This is a genomic window from Amycolatopsis sp. DG1A-15b (genome assembly GCF_030285645.1).
Classification (GTDB): Bacteria; Actinomycetota; Actinomycetes; order Mycobacteriales; family Pseudonocardiaceae; genus Amycolatopsis.
Genome location: NZ_CP127296.1, coordinates 4,530,622 through 4,544,017 on the forward strand (window position 1 = coordinate 4,530,622; position 13,396 = coordinate 4,544,017).

A 13,396-nucleotide genomic window follows, 5' to 3' on the forward strand; every position below is an offset into this window, starting at 1 on the left:
CTGCCTCCTAGAAGGTGGCTGGTTTGGCAAGGTTCCAGACTGACTCGAAGCTCTCCGAGTACGTCTCGAAGAGGTCCCCGGCGGAGAGCCGCCGCAAGTGGAGGGATGGGGCATGGGCCCCCTGGAACCCGTACACGTGCGTATTGATGATCATCTCGTCGTCGAACCGGAAGATCGAGTTGTACAGCGTCGTGTTGTGGAACCGCATCTCGATGCCTTCCACCCCGATCAGTGGCCGGTAGAACGCAAGGGCGTTGCGGATACGCGCCGGAAGCGTCCCGTCGCCAAGCTGCTCCTCCTCGCCGCGTAGCGCGACGCTGTCACCCTCCGGGTCACCAAAGGCCAGGCGGATCTTCGCGCCGGCCGCAGCCTTGGCCGTCAGGTCCTTGATGAAGCGCGGGCGCTCGACCAGGAACAGCGCGGCGTGCACCAGGACCTCAACTGTCTCCGACGCCTCCTTGATCAGCCGATCCCACAGCTCGACCGGGATGGCGTTACGGTGCGGGAAGACCCGCACGACTTCGGCGGCCGCCGTCTCGGCCTTGCGCTCCGGTGCGACCGAGTCCGGCCACAAGTACGTCTCTGACTCGCGCGCCATCGCCGCGATCTTGTGCCGGTGCTTCGGGTACGGCAGGCGCCCCTTGGTGATCCAGCGTTCAACGGTCTTCTGGTCGACGCCGACGGCCTTGGCGACCTGTTCCAAGGTCAGGCCGTTGCGCAGCAGCGCGTCACGCAGGCGTTCGTTCGGCATCAGCACCCCTTGGGACTTTTAGGGACGTCTTCGACCGTACCAGGGACGTCCCGAGATGTCCCGCCACGTGGTGATCATGTCCCGCCTTTTGCCGGAGATTGGAGGGCAGATTGCCGGGGTCCGCCCGGCGGCGAGGAGAGGAAGGCAGGCATGACGACTCGAAGCGTGGGGTCCGTGCTCGACGGCCGGTCGCGTGATGCGGGAACACGGGCGCTCCGCCGACCTGCGGCGTAGGCGCGACCGGCATGCGTGACACGGTCCAGATCCACGTCACGGCAGATCTCCCCATCCGGGTCCGCGCGCTCACGTACGCGAACCGAGCCGAAATCCGGTTCGGCAAGGCGTTCCCGGTAGTCCTGCTCGTGGATTCGGACGCCATTGCGGTGCTGAGCAGGGAACTCGAAGCGGTACGGGCCGCACTGAACTCGACAACGACACGAGTCGACGACCAGGCACCAGAAGCGACTGACTGAGAACACATCCAGGGAGCTAGCGAAATGGCTATCGCCAAGGGCTACAGGTTCGAAATTGCGTTTGACCAGGCGTTCCCGCAGGGGCTCGTCATGGTCGGAGAGGTTACGGCAGATACGGAGTACCAATCTCGCGAGGACCGGACGGCAGGCCGCCCGGCTCGGCAGCGAGTGGACGAGGTGACAGGCAAGCGGCAGTGGAAGGCGACGGTGACCGACCCGGACGAGACGAAGGCGAAGCGGGCATCGTTCGAGATCACCTTGCTGGCGGACGTCCAGCCGGTCCCGGCCACCTCCGAAGCGCTGCCGGGCATGCGTCCGATTGAGCTGGAGGGGCTGACGGCGGAGCCGAAGGTGGCGGGCCAGGGCGAGTTCAAGTACCAGTCCTACGTCTTCCGCGCGACGGGCTTCAAGGCAGCCGGGAGCGGTTCGAAGTCGGCGCGCTCCGCCACGGCTGGCGAAGCTGCGACCAAGGCGGCGTGAGCGGGATGAACGCGTCCGGGCCGGTTCGCGACGCTGCGGCGTTCAGTGAGCTGGTCCGGGCGTGGGAATCGGCGTACCGCGACTACATGGCGGCGTGGGAGCACAGCACGCGGGTCTTCTCCCCCACGTCGTCGCTCAACACGTCGAATGCGGCGCGGCGGGTGTCGCGGGCGTGGCATGAGCTGGCGCGCTCGCGGGGTCTGCCGTGGTGGTGCGTTGCGGCGTTGGAGTCGGCGGCCGAGGGGTTCGCCGAGCTGGCACGGGATTGGGCGAGTAAGGCAGACGGTGATGGTGGTTCGGGTCGACGGGTTCGGCGTGACGTGGAGGGTCGAGTCTCGGGATTCGGTGACGGTGGAGGAGACCGGGCCGCATCCGGCCAGTCCCCCGATGCTGGTCGTGACCGGAGCGACGTCGGTGGTCTCTCTCACGGTCCCGCAGGACGTGGAGCAGTGGCCGGCCTGCGTGGCGTTCCTTCGCCAGCTCCGCGACGGAGTGGACGACCTGGCGGCGCTGCTGACGGCTCGCGCGGCGGCACCAGTCGGGCCTGATGGAGACGGTGACGGTGGTCAAGGCGCATGACGAGGCCGTGACGCTGGCTGATGCCCGGGAGGCGGTGTTCGTACTACGTCCCGAGGTCGACGCGAAGACCTCGGAGTGGGTGGCGTTCCACCGTGCGAACGCCGCGATGTACGAGCGGGTCGCGGAAACCGATCGGCACCACCACTGGGAAGCGCTGTACTGGGTCGGCTACGAAATGCGTCAGGTCGAGAAGCTGACCAGAAAGCCCGAATGGCGGTCGGGTTTCGGAGAAGAGAGGTGACTAGCGAGGTAGACCCGGCAGTCGTCATCGAGCTGGTCAAGCGTTATTCCGGCGGTGAGACAATTGAGTCTCTGGTGGCAGAGTATCCGTTCAGCTACCGAAAGGTGCGGACCGCCCTTATCGACGCCGGAGTTGCGCTTCGGCCGCCGAAGATCCGCCTGCCGCCGACTCCGCCGGGTCTGGTCAACGCGTACGAGCACGGCCGTTCGATCCGGCAAGTCGCCGCCCTGTATGGCATGAGCTACAACCAAACTCGCAACATCCTGCTCGCCGAGGGGGTCCGGCTCCGCTCACGCGGGCAGCCCAAGCAAGTCTGAGAAGAACAGAAGATCAGGAATTCCGCACGTGGGGACGTGTGGCGCATAAACGCGTCCCCACGTGACCGCAAGTGTCCTTTTTAGAACGCAGAACCGGCCCTTGGCTACCAACCTGTTCCGGTTCTGCGTCTGTCCACTGGAGAAGTGAACAATGCAAACGATAAATGATGACAACCAACGCCAGTCAACCGGGGTCACCCGGATGCGCTGCGCAGAATGCAAGAAGTTCGCGCGCCTACTGCCCGGGGAGACCAAGTGCGCCCCGTGCCTGGGCATGCTCCCGCTGGTGCTTCGCACGGCCGGTGTGCGGGGTGGTCGCTGATGGACGCGCACGGCGTGATGACGCTGATGGCGGTCGGCGGCGGCCTGGCCGTTCTGCTGTGGGCGTTGGCGAAGATCGGTCGTGCTCTGGCCGGGCTGGCGGAGATGCTGGCCGCGCTCGCGGTCGTCGGGATGGTGCTCTGGGGTCTGGCACGGGCGATCGGCTGGGTTGTTCGGCAACTGGTGACGCACTGGCGGACCTGCCTCACCCTCGTAGCGGCCTGGGCCTGGTGCCGGTGGCTTGGCGGGCTCTCGCTCCTGGTGACCCTCGCCGTGCTCGGCCTGGTGCAGCTCGTCTGGTGGCGGCTGGACGCGGTGAGCTATGACCAGTGGTGCGGGCGGTGGGTGCGCTCGTGGTGGCTGCGCTGGGCGCTCTACGGCCGGAAGCTGGCCGGCTGGCTGACCGCCTGCGGCCTGGTGGTCCGGGACGCCTCGGTGCCGGTCGACGTCACGGTGTCCCTGGTCGGTCGTCGACGGGGCCGAAACACCGTCTCCCGCAATCAGGACCGGTCGGCCGGGGTCGCGGTGCCCACGTTGCTGTCGGTCCGGTCCGGGGCCTCGTGGGATGAGGTCCGGGTGCGACTGGTGCCGGGACAGAAGCCGGAGGACTTCGACGAGGGTGCCCGCGCGCTGGCGGTCGCCCGGAAGGTCACCCGCTGCCAGATCCGGGAACTCGAGCCCGACGTCGTGTCGATCGACTTCATGCGCCGGGACCTGCTCGCCTCACCGGTCGCGTGCTTGCCGGTGCCGGAGATGGTCTCCGTGGACGGCACGGGTGTGGACTTGCGGGCGGTGTTCGCCGGGTCGACCGAGTACGGCAAGCCCTGGCAGCTCCCCCTCGTCGGCACCGGCGCTCACACCCTGGTCGCCGGGGCCACCGGGTCGGGCAAGAACTCGGTGATGTGGTGCCCGCTGGTCGCGGCGGCCTCGGCGATCCGGGCCGGTCTGGTGCGGGTGTCCGGGATCGATCCGAAGGCGATGGAGCTGTCCTACGGGCGCGGAATCTTCGCCCGCTACGGCCAGAGCGGGCAGGAGGCTGTCCAGGTCCTTGACGCGCTCTTGGACGAGCTGGACAGGCGCAAGCGTGAGTTCGCCGGGCACACCCGGCAGGTCCCGATCTCCACCGACTACCCGGTGGAGCTGCTGGAGTTCGACGAGATCGGCGCGCTGACCAAGTACACCGACCGCAAGACCCGCGACGCCATCGTGGAGAAGGTCGCAATCCTGACCACCCAAGGCCGAGCGCTCGGCTTCACCGTCCGGGGCTACGTGCAGGAGCCGACCAAGGACACGGTGCCGGTGCGGGAGCTGCTGCCCCGGCGGATCGCGATGCGGCTGACCTCGAAGACGCAGGTCCCGATGGTCCTCGGCGACGGCGCGTACGAGCGCGGCGCGTGGGCCAATCGCATCCCGGAATCGGCAGCCGGGGTCGGCTACGTCTGGGGCGAAGGCATCCGCGAACCCCTGCGCGTGCGGGCCGGGTGGGTGCCCGATCACACGATCAAGCAACTGGAGCACTACGTCACCAACGGCGGCGCCCAGGTGATCAGCCTGGCCGATCGACGCACGGGCGAAGGGAGGTCGGCATGACCACCACCAGCGAAGACCCGCAGTCGCAGGCGGTGCCGGCCACCCCGGTCGAGCGAATCCGCGGTGCCCTCTCCGCCGACGTCGTCAAGGCCACGGCAGAGAAGCACGGCGTGTGTACCCGGCCGTTCACGATGGAGGTCGGCGACACCGAAACCGGCGAAGTCCGCTATGTCCCCATCCCCTGCGGCTCCACGGTGGAGTCGGTGTGCCTGCCGTGCGCCCGGAAGGCGAAGGCGCTGCGGCAGGCCCAGTGCCGGGAAGGGTGGCACCTGACCGAAGAGCCGGTGATCACCCGCGAGAAGCCCTCGGAGACCCAAACCGAGCTGCTGACCTACCGGGCCGACCTGGCGGCGCACTACCGCGACGTGATGGCGGCCGGGGACGAGGCAGAGGCCGAAGAGCTGCGGGCAGAGGTCGCGGGCGTGGACGCGGAACTGCGGGCCTCGGGCATGACCGGCCGCCTGCCTGCTCTCGACGTCCCGGAGCGCAAGGCCGTGAAGCGGTCGACCAGGCGGCGGCAGGACGCGCCGAACCTGCCTCGGCGCAAGGTCGCGAAGACGACGGTAGGGCGGGAGTTCGCGGGGAAGTTCCGGCCGTCAATGTTCGTCACGCTGACCTGCGACACCTACGGCCGTGTCCGGCCAGACGGGTCACCGGTCGACCCGGCGTCGTATGACTATCGTCGGGCGGCTCGGGATGCGGTGCACTTCGCGGCGCTGGTGGATCGGTGGTGGCAGAACCTCCGCCGCGTCGTCGGATGGGACGTGCAGTACTTCGCCACAGTCGAGCCGCAGCGACGGGCGGCCCCGCATCTGCACACGGCGTTGCGGGGCGCGATCTCGCACGAAACCATCCGGCTCGTCACCGAAGCGACCTACCACCAGGTGTGGTGGCCTGCTCACGATGAACTGGTCTACACGGATCGAAACCCTTTGTGGGATCCCGATTCCCGTTCCTTTGTGGACCCGGAGACGCGGGAGCCGTTGACGGCGTGGGATGACGCGGTGGCTGCCGTGGAGGAACCGGCTCATGTCGTGCGGTTCGGCACGCAGGTGCACTCGAAGGGCATCCTCGGCGGGACGGAGGAGGCCGGGCGGCACATCGGCTACCTGACCAAGTACCTCACGAAGTCGACCGGTGAGGTCGTCGACGCGGATACGGCCGGCCAGCGAGATCACCACGACATGCTGCACGCCCACCTGGCCGTGACGCCGTGCTCGCCGCGCTGTGCGGTGTGGCTGCTGTACGGGATCAACCCGAAGGGAGCCAACGGAAAGACCGTCCCAGGCCACTGCAAGGGACGGGCGCATCGCCGTTCGACGCTCGGGCTTCCGGGGCGGCGGGTGCTGGTGTCGCGCAAGTGGTCCGGCAAGACGGTCGCCGACCACAAGGCCGACCGCCGGGGCTTCGTGCTTTCCGCACTGGCGGCGGTCGGGATCAGCAAGCCGGAACCGGCTCCGGATCGGTTCGTGTGGCGCAAAGTCGAGCCCGGCGACACCCATTGCCCACCGAGGGACCAGCTGGTCATGCGCGCGATCTCAGAGCGCATCGCGTGGCAGGCGGAGTACTCCAGGGCAATGCTCGCTGCTGCCGGGCCGCCCGTCCAATTTACTTCGGCAACTTCGTCTCTGGCGGCCTGAGGGGGCAGACATGAGCGCACGGATCAAGGTGGTGAGCATCGAGGGCCTGTGGACGCCTGAGGACTTGGCCACCTTCCTCGGGATACCCGAGAAGACCCTGCGGGACTGGCGGTTCAAGAGCTACGGCCCCGCGTGGATTCGGATGGGCAAACACGTCCGGTACTCCCCCGAAGCGGTACGAGCTTGGATCGACCAGCTCAGCCATGACGGTGCCGCATAGAAGGTCTCGGCTACGAAACCCCATGCCCGATCAACCTCGGGCATGGGGTTAAGCCGCATCAAAACCAACTAGGATAGGAGAAAATAATGAAAGGCCACGTGCAAGACCGATGGTGGCGACAGAAGAAGGACGCGGAAGGCAAGCCGGTCTTCAATGCCAAGGGTCACCCGGTCCGCGAGAAGACCGAACTGTTCGGCAAGGGAGACCGGTACAAGGTCCGGTACTACGATCCCGAGGGCAACGAACGGAGCAAGTCCTTTCCGGACAAGCAACTTACGAAGGCCAAGACGTTCCTGACCAAGATGCAACACGACGTGCTGGCCGGTGAGTACATCTCGGCCGAGTCCGGCGAAGAGAAGTTCCGCGACTACACGGCCCAGTGGCGCAAGGGCCAGTCAGCCGACGCGGGGACGCGGCAGACCGTGAGCAACCACCTCAAGACCGGGATCTTCCCATTCCTCGGGGACAAGCCGCTCAAGGTAGCCGCGAAGACCGACACCATTCGCGATTGGCTCGACTGGCTGGAGCGGCCGAAGAGCGAAGGCGGACGCGGCCTGATGGCGTCCACCCGGGCGGTGCTGTTCGACACCGTTTCCGCGATCCTCCAGGCGGCCTACGACGACAAGAAGATCCGGACGAACCCGTGCCGGGCGAAGAGTGTCAAGCGGCCCAAGCCTGTCCAGCGGAAGGTCATCCCGTGGCCGGACAGCCGTGTCCGCGCGGTGCGGCTCGCTCTGCCCGCCGAGTACACCGTCACAGTGCCGCTCGGGGCCGGCCTCGGGCTACGGCAGATGGAGATCTTCGGGTTCAGCCCGGACGACATCGACCGGGACGAGATGATCGTCAACGTTCAGCGTCAGATCCGGTGGATCGGCACTCAGCCGGTGTTCTCACCGCCGAAGGGTGGCAAGACGCGTGTGGTGCCGCTCGGGCAAGGCGTCCTCGACGACATCGACGACTACATGGCCACCTTCGAGCCCGTCACGCTGACGCTCCCCTGGCTCGAACCGGGCGGCAGGCCGGAGACGGTGCGCGTCCTGATCGGCCGGGTCATCAAGCGCAGCGCCTACGCGGGGCAGCCGATCGGGAACGTGATCAAGGGATCGAACTTCGCGTACCACGCCTGGCGGCCGGCCTTCGCGCGTGCGGGGCTCGACTATGTCGAACGCCGGGACGGCATGCACGCCATGAGGCACTTCTTCGCCTCCACGATGCTCGCCAACGGCGTGTCGATCAAGGAGGTTGCGGAGTACCTGGGGCATCACGACCCGGGATACACGCTCCGGATCTACACGCACCTCGTCCCGTCGAGCCACAAACGGGCTCGGGCGGCGACCAATCGAGTGTTCAAGCCCCGCCGACCGCAGCAGACGGACCAGGATTCCGTGACGGCCTGACGACGGCCTAGCGGGGCCAAGAGCAGTAAAACAGCAGGTCAGAGGCGGATCGGTTTCTTGTTCATGAATTCCTCGATCCCCAGCGCCCCGAGCTCCCGGCCCATCCCTGACCGCTTGATCCCGCCGAACGGCAGGTCCGCCTCCGAGCCTCCCGACTTGTTCACGTACACCATCCCCGCCTCGATTCCCCGTGCCACGCGGGCCGCGCGGGTTCGGTCGGTTGCGAACACGCTCGCGCCCAGGCCAAAAGGTGTGTCGTTCGCCAGCGCCAGCGCTTCCTCCTCCGTCTCCGCTCGGAACAGCAATGCCACCGGGCCGAAGATCTCCTCGTGGTACGCCGCCATCTGCGGGGTCACGTCCGTCAAGACCGTCGCCTCCACGTACGCGCCCGGGCCCGGGATGCGGTGGCCGCCCGCGCGCAGCGTTGCTCCTTCGCGGATCGCCGTCTCTATCTGGGCCGCCACCTCTTCCGCCGCTGCCGTCGAGGCCAGCGGGGGCAGCGTTGTCGACGGGTCTGCCGGGTCGCCCGGGACGTAGTACTCCGTCACGCGCTTGGCGAACCGGTCGGTGAACTCCTCGTACAGCTCGCCCAGCACGATGATGCGCTTCGGCGCGTTGCACGACTGGCCGCAGTTGCGCATCCGGGCCGTCGCCGTGATCTTGACCGTCTCGTCCAGGTCGTCGGTGTCCAGCACGATCAGCGGGTCCGAGCCGCCCAGTTCCAGGACGCACTTCTTGAGGTTCCGCCCGGCTTCGGCCGCCACCGAGATGCCCGCCTGCTCGCTGCCGGTCAGCGACACCCCCGCGAGGCGCGGATCCGCCAGCATCCACGGCACCTGACGGCTCGACGCGAACACGTTCACGTACGCGTCCGCCGGCACACCGGCGTCCCGCAACACCGACTCGATCGCGACCGCCGAGCGCGGGCAGATCGACGCGTGCTTGAGCAGGATCGTGTTGCCCAGCACCAGGTTCGGCGCCACGAACCGGGCGACCTGGTAACACGGGAAGTTCCACGGCATCACGCCCAGCAGCGCCCCGATCGGCTCCTTCGTCAGCACCGCCTCGCCGCCGCGGATCGCCAGGGGCTCGTCCGCCAGCAGGTCCGGGCCGCGCTCGCCGTAGTACCGGAAGATGTCGGCGACGACACCCACTTCGCCGCGGCCTTCGTTGATCCGCTTGCCCATCTCCACCGTCATGATCGCCGCGAGCTCGTCCGCGCGCTCGGCGAACAGCTCCCCCGCGCGCCTCGCGATGGCGGCGCGTTCGGCGACCGGCCGGGCCCGCCAGGCCGCGTACCCGCGGTGCACCCGGTCGATCGCGTCGCGGACCTCCTCGTCGGCCGCGTTCGGGATTTCGTCGACCAGCTCGCCCGTCGCCGGGTTGGTGACTGTGTACAAAGCGGCCTCCTTCGTCAGGCTACTGGATACTGTATACACTATGTGAGCAGTGATCGATACCCGCGCGGCGGTACCCCTCACCGCTTGATCGACTATCGTTCCCCCATGACGCTGGAACTCACCGGCGGATTCGATTTCGCCGCACCGGCCCCGAAAAACTCCCGCTGGACCCGGCAGTACACCGCCGCCGAGGTCACCTTCGGCTGCCCCGCGCGCCCGTCGGAACGCACCCCGCGGGTGTGGAGCGGACGCGGTCTCGGCCTGCCGGAAACCGAATTGGCGGAATTCGCGGCGCAGCTGCGCCGCGTCATGCAGAAGGACGTCTACTGGACCGCCCGGGCCACCTGCCCGGACCGCCACGCGGGTGACGCGGCCGTCTGGTCACCAGGCCACTACGACGACGAAGACGGCTTCGTGTACTTCGCCGGTCCCTGCACCCACCGCGACCCGTGGCCGGGTTACCGGCCGGCGCGGGCGTTCACCATCGCGCTCCCCCGCGTCCGCGGCCTGCGGATCCGGGTGGCGGCGTACCTGGCCGGATGACGCCGGCTCGAGCGGGAGCCGTCGCCGCGGTGGTCAGCGGTATACCGTCGACTGTCCACGCGCTTTTCACCCGTGCCGATGTCCTCGCGGCCACCAAAGCGGCGGGCACCCTGTTACCGGGCCGGCGCCACCGGCCCGGCGTCGCCGCCGGGCTGATCGCGCACGTCGTCGTCTCCGCCGCCTGGACCGGCGTGCTCGCCGCGATCGCCCGTCACCACCGGCTCGGGGGCGGCGGCGGCGCGGTCGCGGGACTGGTCATCGCGGCGCTGGACCTCGGGATCGCGGCCCGCGCGTACCCCGCCGTGCGGGCGTTGCCACGCGGGCCGCAGATCCTGGATCACCTGGTGTTCGGCGCCGTCACCGGCGCGCTCCTCGACCGTCCGGAACGGACGGATCAGGGCACGACCTCGACGACGTCACCCGGGTGCAGCGAGTTGTAGAACGTCACCGCGGCACCGTGCGAAAGGTGCACGCACCCGTGGGACTTGACCTTCAGGCTGCCCTGGTGGAACGCGACCCCGGTGGTGGTGAAGAACACCGAGTACGGCATCGGCCCGTTGAACTGCTTGCTGTAGTGGTCGATGTCCTTGTACTGCACGTGGAACTTCCCCAGCGGGGTCGGGTACTTCGGCAGCCCCACGGTGATCGGGACGCCGCCGTAGGTGACGTTCCCGGCGCCGTCGGTCAGCCACGCGGTATTCGAACTGCGCTGGACGCAGGCCTTCGCTTCGGCACTGCACGGCGTCGACGCCGCTTCGGCCGTTCCCGCGAACGCCACGGTCCCCGCCATCGCGGCGACCCCGCCCAGTAGTGCGATCATCCTCCGGTTCATCGTGCGCCTCCCGTTGTCGTTCGGCTACACAAAGAGAGTGCCCACTCGGGCGATCTTCGAATCCGCAGGATCGAAAAATCAGTTCTGCGGTTGCGAAAGCCCGAGGAATTCGGCCTGCTCGCGGTCGTAGCGGCGGGTCAGGCCGGTGCCGTAGCGGTCCCACCAGTTCTGCGTGTGCCCGCCCTGGGTGGTCGTCGTCGCGCCGTAGACCTGGCGGTCGTATTCGACGCGGGCGTCGCGGAACTCCTGCTGGAACTGCTCCGGCGTCAGTCCCTGGACGTGCTGGACGGCCGCGTCGCTCAGCGTCCGCGAACTGCGCACGACGTCGTCGCCCGCCATGTGGTTGAGGATGGCGCGGACGCCGCCGGCGCCGCGCATGTGGGCGCCGGACATGATCGCGGCCTGGGTGCCGGGATCGGTGAAGTTGAGCGCACCCGCCGTGCGGGCGTTGGCGGTCATCAGGTCGGCGACGACCGCGCGTTCCTCGGCGCTGCCGATCCCGTACTGCTCGCGCGCGGCGATGATCCGGTCGTAGCCGTTGTGCATGTTCTGCCGGAAGCCGTAGGCCTCGGGCACGCCGCCCTGCTCCCCCGTCGCGCCTTCGGACCGCATGATCGAGTCGACGACCCGGGGGTCGAGCTGCTGCGGCGCCGCGGCGGCCGCGGCGCCACCGCCGCCCTGCCCGCCACCGCCGTAGGCCTGGGCGACGTCGGAGTCGGCGGCGCGGTAGCCGTCCGCGGCCGTCCGGACGTTCTGGTTCACGTTCGTCAGGAGGTGGAGCAGCTTCTGCAGGGCGCTGCCCAGCGTCGAGTGCAGCGCCGAGTTCGCGGCCGCGACGCCGCTGCCGATCCCGGCGAACGACAACGCATCCAGCACCAGGCCCTCCAGGTCGCGGGTGGCCGACAGGAAGGACGACCCGACGTCTTCGACCGCGTGGGCGATCGTCCCCATCTCCGCCGTTTCGGCGTGGTAGGCCCCGGCACTCATGGTCTGCTCCCTCCGGACACCGGCTGTGCGCGTCGAGAATTCCCCACCGCGCCGGGCCGGCCCACGGCCGAATTACCCACTGGCCGCGGCAGGACTGCCCACACCGGCGCTATGGTCGGGAGATGAGCAAACCCGACGGTGACCCGAACGTGGTCGAGGGCGAGATCGTCGACGACACCCCCACCGCGGCGCCGGCGGTCCCGTCGCCGCCGCTGCCGGACCCGGACTACAGCGAGGGCGGGGTACCCAGCTTCGACTTCGTCCGCGACAAGATCGAGAACCGGTACACCACGTCGCTCGGCTCGGTCGACGTCGCCGGCCTCGGCACCGAGAACACCGCCGAGACCCTCGACAAGCAGATCGCCGACCGCGACCAGGCGGCCAAGGACCGGCTGGCCGAGATCCGCCGCTCGATGCGCGGCGAGTGACCTGGGTCACTTCACCGGGACGACGGGACGGCCCGGCCGGCGCTCAGCAAAGCAGCCAGCGCACCTCGACCGGCTGGTAGGCGGCGATCGTCGCCAGGCGATCCGGGAACACCCGCACCAGCTCGCCGAGCCCGGTGCGGCGGACCACCCGTTCGACACCCGTGCCCGGCGAGGCGACCAGGCATCCCGGCAGGCCCCGGTCCCGGCAGCGCTCGATCGCCTCGAGCAGGCCGCGGACCCCGCGTTCGGAGAGGAAGTCCAGCCGGCCGAGGTCGAACACCAGCAGCCGGGGCCACGGCAGTTCACACAGGGCGGTCTCGAGCACCGACGCCCGGCGCAGCACCGTCGTGATGCCCGGCTCGCCACGCATCTCGACGACCAGCACGCCGCCGGAGTGTTCCGAGGCGATGTCGTCGTTGCGCATCGCGCCTCCCGGGAGTCATCCCGTCCCGGCACCATCGTCCCACGTCGCGTCAGGCTTCCGTAATACCCGCGTGGAATCATCGGGGGTCCGGGGCAGTTGTAACCGTCGGTAGCACCGCACGAGGAGAAGGAGTGACGCCGTGACCACGTCAACCGAAAGGGCCGTCCTGGCCGGCGGCTGCTTCTGGGGCATGCAGGAGCTGTTCCGCCGTCAACCCGGGGTGATCTCGACCCGGGTCGGTTACAGCGGCGGCGACGTCCCGAACGCCACTTACCGCAACCACGGCACGCACGCCGAGGCCATCGAGGTGATCTACGACCCCGCGCAGACCACGTTCCGCGACCTGCTCGAGTTCTTCTTCCAGGTGCACGACCCCACGACGAAGGACCGCCAGGGCAACGACATCGGCCTGAGCTACCGCTCGGCGATCTTCTTCGAGAACGACGAGCAGAAGCGGGTCGCCGAGGACACGATCGCCGACGTCGACGCGTCGGGGCTGTGGCCCGGCAAGGTCGTCACCGAGGTCAGCCCGGTGGGTGACTTCTGGGAGGCCGAGCCGGAGCACCAGGACTACCTGCAGCGCATCCCGAACGGGTACACGTGCCACTTCGTGCGCCCGGGCTGGAAGCTCCCGAAGCGCGAGAAGACCGCCTGACCCAGCACCACCGAAGGGCCCCTTCGCCGATCCCGGCGAAGGGGCCCTTCGTCGTCTCGGACGCAGTGAAGATCGTCCGAACGGCGGTGATCCACCGTAAGTCCTCAATAGACAGACA

17 protein-coding genes are annotated in these 13,396 nt (G+C 68.5%); 12 read left to right on the forward strand and 5 right to left on the reverse strand.

Annotated features, from left to right (window positions below; translation table 11 throughout):
- Positions 1-7: 7 nt before the first annotated feature.
- The gene (locus QRY02_RS20530; protein WP_285993145.1) at positions 8-751 is read right to left on the reverse strand and encodes a helix-turn-helix domain-containing protein; all 744 of its coding nucleotides are present in this window, start codon (positions 749-751) and stop codon (positions 8-10) included.
- A gap of 245 nt (positions 752-996) precedes the next feature.
- Here QRY02_RS20530 and QRY02_RS20535 point away from each other — a divergent pair, with 245 nt between their 5' ends.
- The 8 genes from QRY02_RS20535 to QRY02_RS20570 all read left to right on the forward strand — a co-directional run bounded on the left by QRY02_RS20535 (position 997) and on the right by QRY02_RS20570 (position 8,009).
- Positions 997-1,224 carry a hypothetical protein gene (locus tag QRY02_RS20535; protein ID WP_285993146.1) on the forward strand — a complete coding sequence of 76 codons (228 nt, stop codon included), beginning with the start codon at positions 997-999 and terminating at the stop codon, positions 1,222-1,224.
- 24 nt (positions 1,225-1,248) lie between these two features.
- Entirely contained in the window at positions 1,249-1,704 is a 456-nt protein-coding gene (locus tag QRY02_RS20540) for a hypothetical protein (protein ID WP_285993147.1), read from the forward strand.
- 547 nt (positions 1,705-2,251) lie between these two features.
- Positions 2,252-2,524: an AMED_5909 family protein gene (locus tag QRY02_RS20545; RefSeq protein ID WP_285993148.1), complete on the forward strand. Its 273-nt coding sequence runs from the start codon at positions 2,252-2,254 to the stop codon at positions 2,522-2,524.
- Complete coding sequence (locus QRY02_RS20550) at positions 2,521-2,841, forward strand: helix-turn-helix domain-containing protein (protein WP_285993149.1); 321 nt, start codon at positions 2,521-2,523, stop codon at positions 2,839-2,841. The genes QRY02_RS20545 and QRY02_RS20550 overlap by 4 nt, the downstream gene beginning before the upstream one ends.
- Before the next feature lie 321 nt (positions 2,842-3,162).
- Positions 3,163-4,752: an FtsK/SpoIIIE domain-containing protein gene (locus QRY02_RS20555; protein WP_285993150.1), complete on the forward strand. Its 1,590-nt coding sequence runs from the start codon at positions 3,163-3,165 to the stop codon at positions 4,750-4,752.
- Positions 4,749-6,392 (forward strand): replication initiator, encoded by a 1,644-nt coding sequence (locus tag QRY02_RS20560; protein WP_285993151.1) that lies wholly within the window; start codon positions 4,749-4,751, stop codon positions 6,390-6,392. Before QRY02_RS20555 ends, QRY02_RS20560 begins: the two co-directional genes overlap by 4 nt.
- A gap of 10 nt (positions 6,393-6,402) precedes the next feature.
- On the forward strand, positions 6,403-6,612 hold the full coding sequence (locus QRY02_RS20565) for a helix-turn-helix domain-containing protein (RefSeq protein WP_285993152.1): 210 nt from the start codon (positions 6,403-6,405) through the stop codon (positions 6,610-6,612).
- Positions 6,613-6,710: 98 nt separating this feature from the next.
- Positions 6,711-8,009: a tyrosine-type recombinase/integrase gene (locus QRY02_RS20570; protein WP_285993153.1), complete on the forward strand. Its 1,299-nt coding sequence runs from the start codon at positions 6,711-6,713 to the stop codon at positions 8,007-8,009.
- A 38-nt stretch (positions 8,010-8,047) separates the two neighbouring features.
- Here QRY02_RS20570 and QRY02_RS20575 read toward each other — a convergent pair whose 3' ends face one another.
- Positions 8,048-9,409 (reverse strand): NAD-dependent succinate-semialdehyde dehydrogenase, encoded by a 1,362-nt coding sequence (locus QRY02_RS20575; protein WP_285993154.1) that lies wholly within the window; start codon positions 9,407-9,409, stop codon positions 8,048-8,050.
- Between the two features lie 105 nt (positions 9,410-9,514).
- On the opposite strand from QRY02_RS20575, the gene QRY02_RS20580 reads away from it, so the two are divergent.
- Together QRY02_RS20580 and QRY02_RS20585 are read left to right on the forward strand one after the other, a co-directional pair.
- Positions 9,515-9,952 (forward strand): hypothetical protein, encoded by a 438-nt coding sequence (locus QRY02_RS20580; protein WP_285993155.1) that lies wholly within the window; start codon positions 9,515-9,517, stop codon positions 9,950-9,952.
- Positions 9,949-10,392, forward strand: a complete 444-nt coding sequence (locus QRY02_RS20585; RefSeq protein WP_285993156.1) for a hypothetical protein — start codon at positions 9,949-9,951, stop codon at positions 10,390-10,392. Before QRY02_RS20580 ends, QRY02_RS20585 begins: the two co-directional genes overlap by 4 nt.
- On the opposite strand, the gene QRY02_RS20590 is transcribed toward QRY02_RS20585, so the two are convergent.
- Together QRY02_RS20590 and QRY02_RS20595 are read right to left on the reverse strand one after the other, a co-directional pair.
- Positions 10,347-10,784 carry a L,D-transpeptidase gene (locus QRY02_RS20590; RefSeq protein WP_285993157.1) on the reverse strand — a complete coding sequence of 146 codons (438 nt, stop codon included), beginning with the start codon at positions 10,782-10,784 and terminating at the stop codon, positions 10,347-10,349. The genes QRY02_RS20585 and QRY02_RS20590 overlap by 46 nt on opposite strands.
- Before the next feature lie 78 nt (positions 10,785-10,862).
- A complete protein-coding gene (locus QRY02_RS20595; RefSeq protein WP_285993158.1) occupies positions 10,863-11,771 on the reverse strand; it encodes a hypothetical protein in 909 nt (302 codons plus the stop codon).
- Between the two features lie 122 nt (positions 11,772-11,893).
- Between QRY02_RS20595 and QRY02_RS20600 the strand changes: the two genes are divergently transcribed.
- Positions 11,894-12,199 carry a hypothetical protein gene (locus QRY02_RS20600; RefSeq protein ID WP_285993159.1) on the forward strand — a complete coding sequence of 102 codons (306 nt, stop codon included), beginning with the start codon at positions 11,894-11,896 and terminating at the stop codon, positions 12,197-12,199.
- A 43-nt stretch (positions 12,200-12,242) separates the two neighbouring features.
- Here the strand turns inward: QRY02_RS20600 and QRY02_RS20605 are convergent, their stop codons facing one another.
- Positions 12,243-12,623, reverse strand: a complete 381-nt coding sequence (locus tag QRY02_RS20605) for an STAS domain-containing protein (RefSeq protein WP_285993160.1) — start codon at positions 12,621-12,623, stop codon at positions 12,243-12,245.
- Between the two features lie 139 nt (positions 12,624-12,762).
- On the opposite strand from QRY02_RS20605, the gene msrA reads away from it, so the two are divergent.
- The gene (msrA, locus tag QRY02_RS20610) at positions 12,763-13,278 is read left to right on the forward strand and encodes a peptide-methionine (S)-S-oxide reductase MsrA (protein ID WP_285993161.1); all 516 of its coding nucleotides are present in this window, start codon (positions 12,763-12,765) and stop codon (positions 13,276-13,278) included.
- Positions 13,279-13,396: the final 118 nt, after the last annotated feature.

Excerpts from the sequence above, each read along its gene's own strand:
- QRY02_RS20585 (WP_285993156.1), top strand. The coding sequence starts at position 9,949 with ATGACGCCGGCTCGAGCGGGAGCCGTCGCCGCGGTGGTCAGCGGTATA.
- QRY02_RS20535 (WP_285993146.1), top strand. The coding sequence starts at position 997 with ATGCGTGACACGGTCCAGATCCACGTCACGGCAGATCTCCCCATCCGG.
- QRY02_RS20580 (WP_285993155.1), top strand. The coding sequence starts at position 9,515 with ATGACGCTGGAACTCACCGGCGGATTCGATTTCGCCGCACCGGCCCCG.
- QRY02_RS20590 (WP_285993157.1), bottom strand. The coding sequence starts at position 10,784 with ATGAACCGGAGGATGATCGCACTACTGGGCGGGGTCGCCGCGATGGCG.
- QRY02_RS20605 (WP_285993160.1), bottom strand. The coding sequence starts at position 12,623 with ATGCGCAACGACGACATCGCCTCGGAACACTCCGGCGGCGTGCTGGTC.
- QRY02_RS20540 (WP_285993147.1), top strand. The coding sequence starts at position 1,249 with ATGGCTATCGCCAAGGGCTACAGGTTCGAAATTGCGTTTGACCAGGCG.
- QRY02_RS20555 (WP_285993150.1), top strand. The coding sequence starts at position 3,163 with ATGGACGCGCACGGCGTGATGACGCTGATGGCGGTCGGCGGCGGCCTG.
- QRY02_RS20595 (WP_285993158.1), bottom strand. The coding sequence starts at position 11,771 with ATGAGTGCCGGGGCCTACCACGCCGAAACGGCGGAGATGGGGACGATC.
- QRY02_RS20530 (WP_285993145.1), bottom strand. The coding sequence starts at position 751 with ATGCCGAACGAACGCCTGCGTGACGCGCTGCTGCGCAACGGCCTGACC.
- QRY02_RS20560 (WP_285993151.1), top strand. The coding sequence starts at position 4,749 with ATGACCACCACCAGCGAAGACCCGCAGTCGCAGGCGGTGCCGGCCACC.
- QRY02_RS20565 (WP_285993152.1), top strand. The coding sequence starts at position 6,403 with ATGAGCGCACGGATCAAGGTGGTGAGCATCGAGGGCCTGTGGACGCCT.
- QRY02_RS20545 (WP_285993148.1), top strand. The coding sequence starts at position 2,252 with ATGGAGACGGTGACGGTGGTCAAGGCGCATGACGAGGCCGTGACGCTG.
- QRY02_RS20600 (WP_285993159.1), top strand. The coding sequence starts at position 11,894 with ATGAGCAAACCCGACGGTGACCCGAACGTGGTCGAGGGCGAGATCGTC.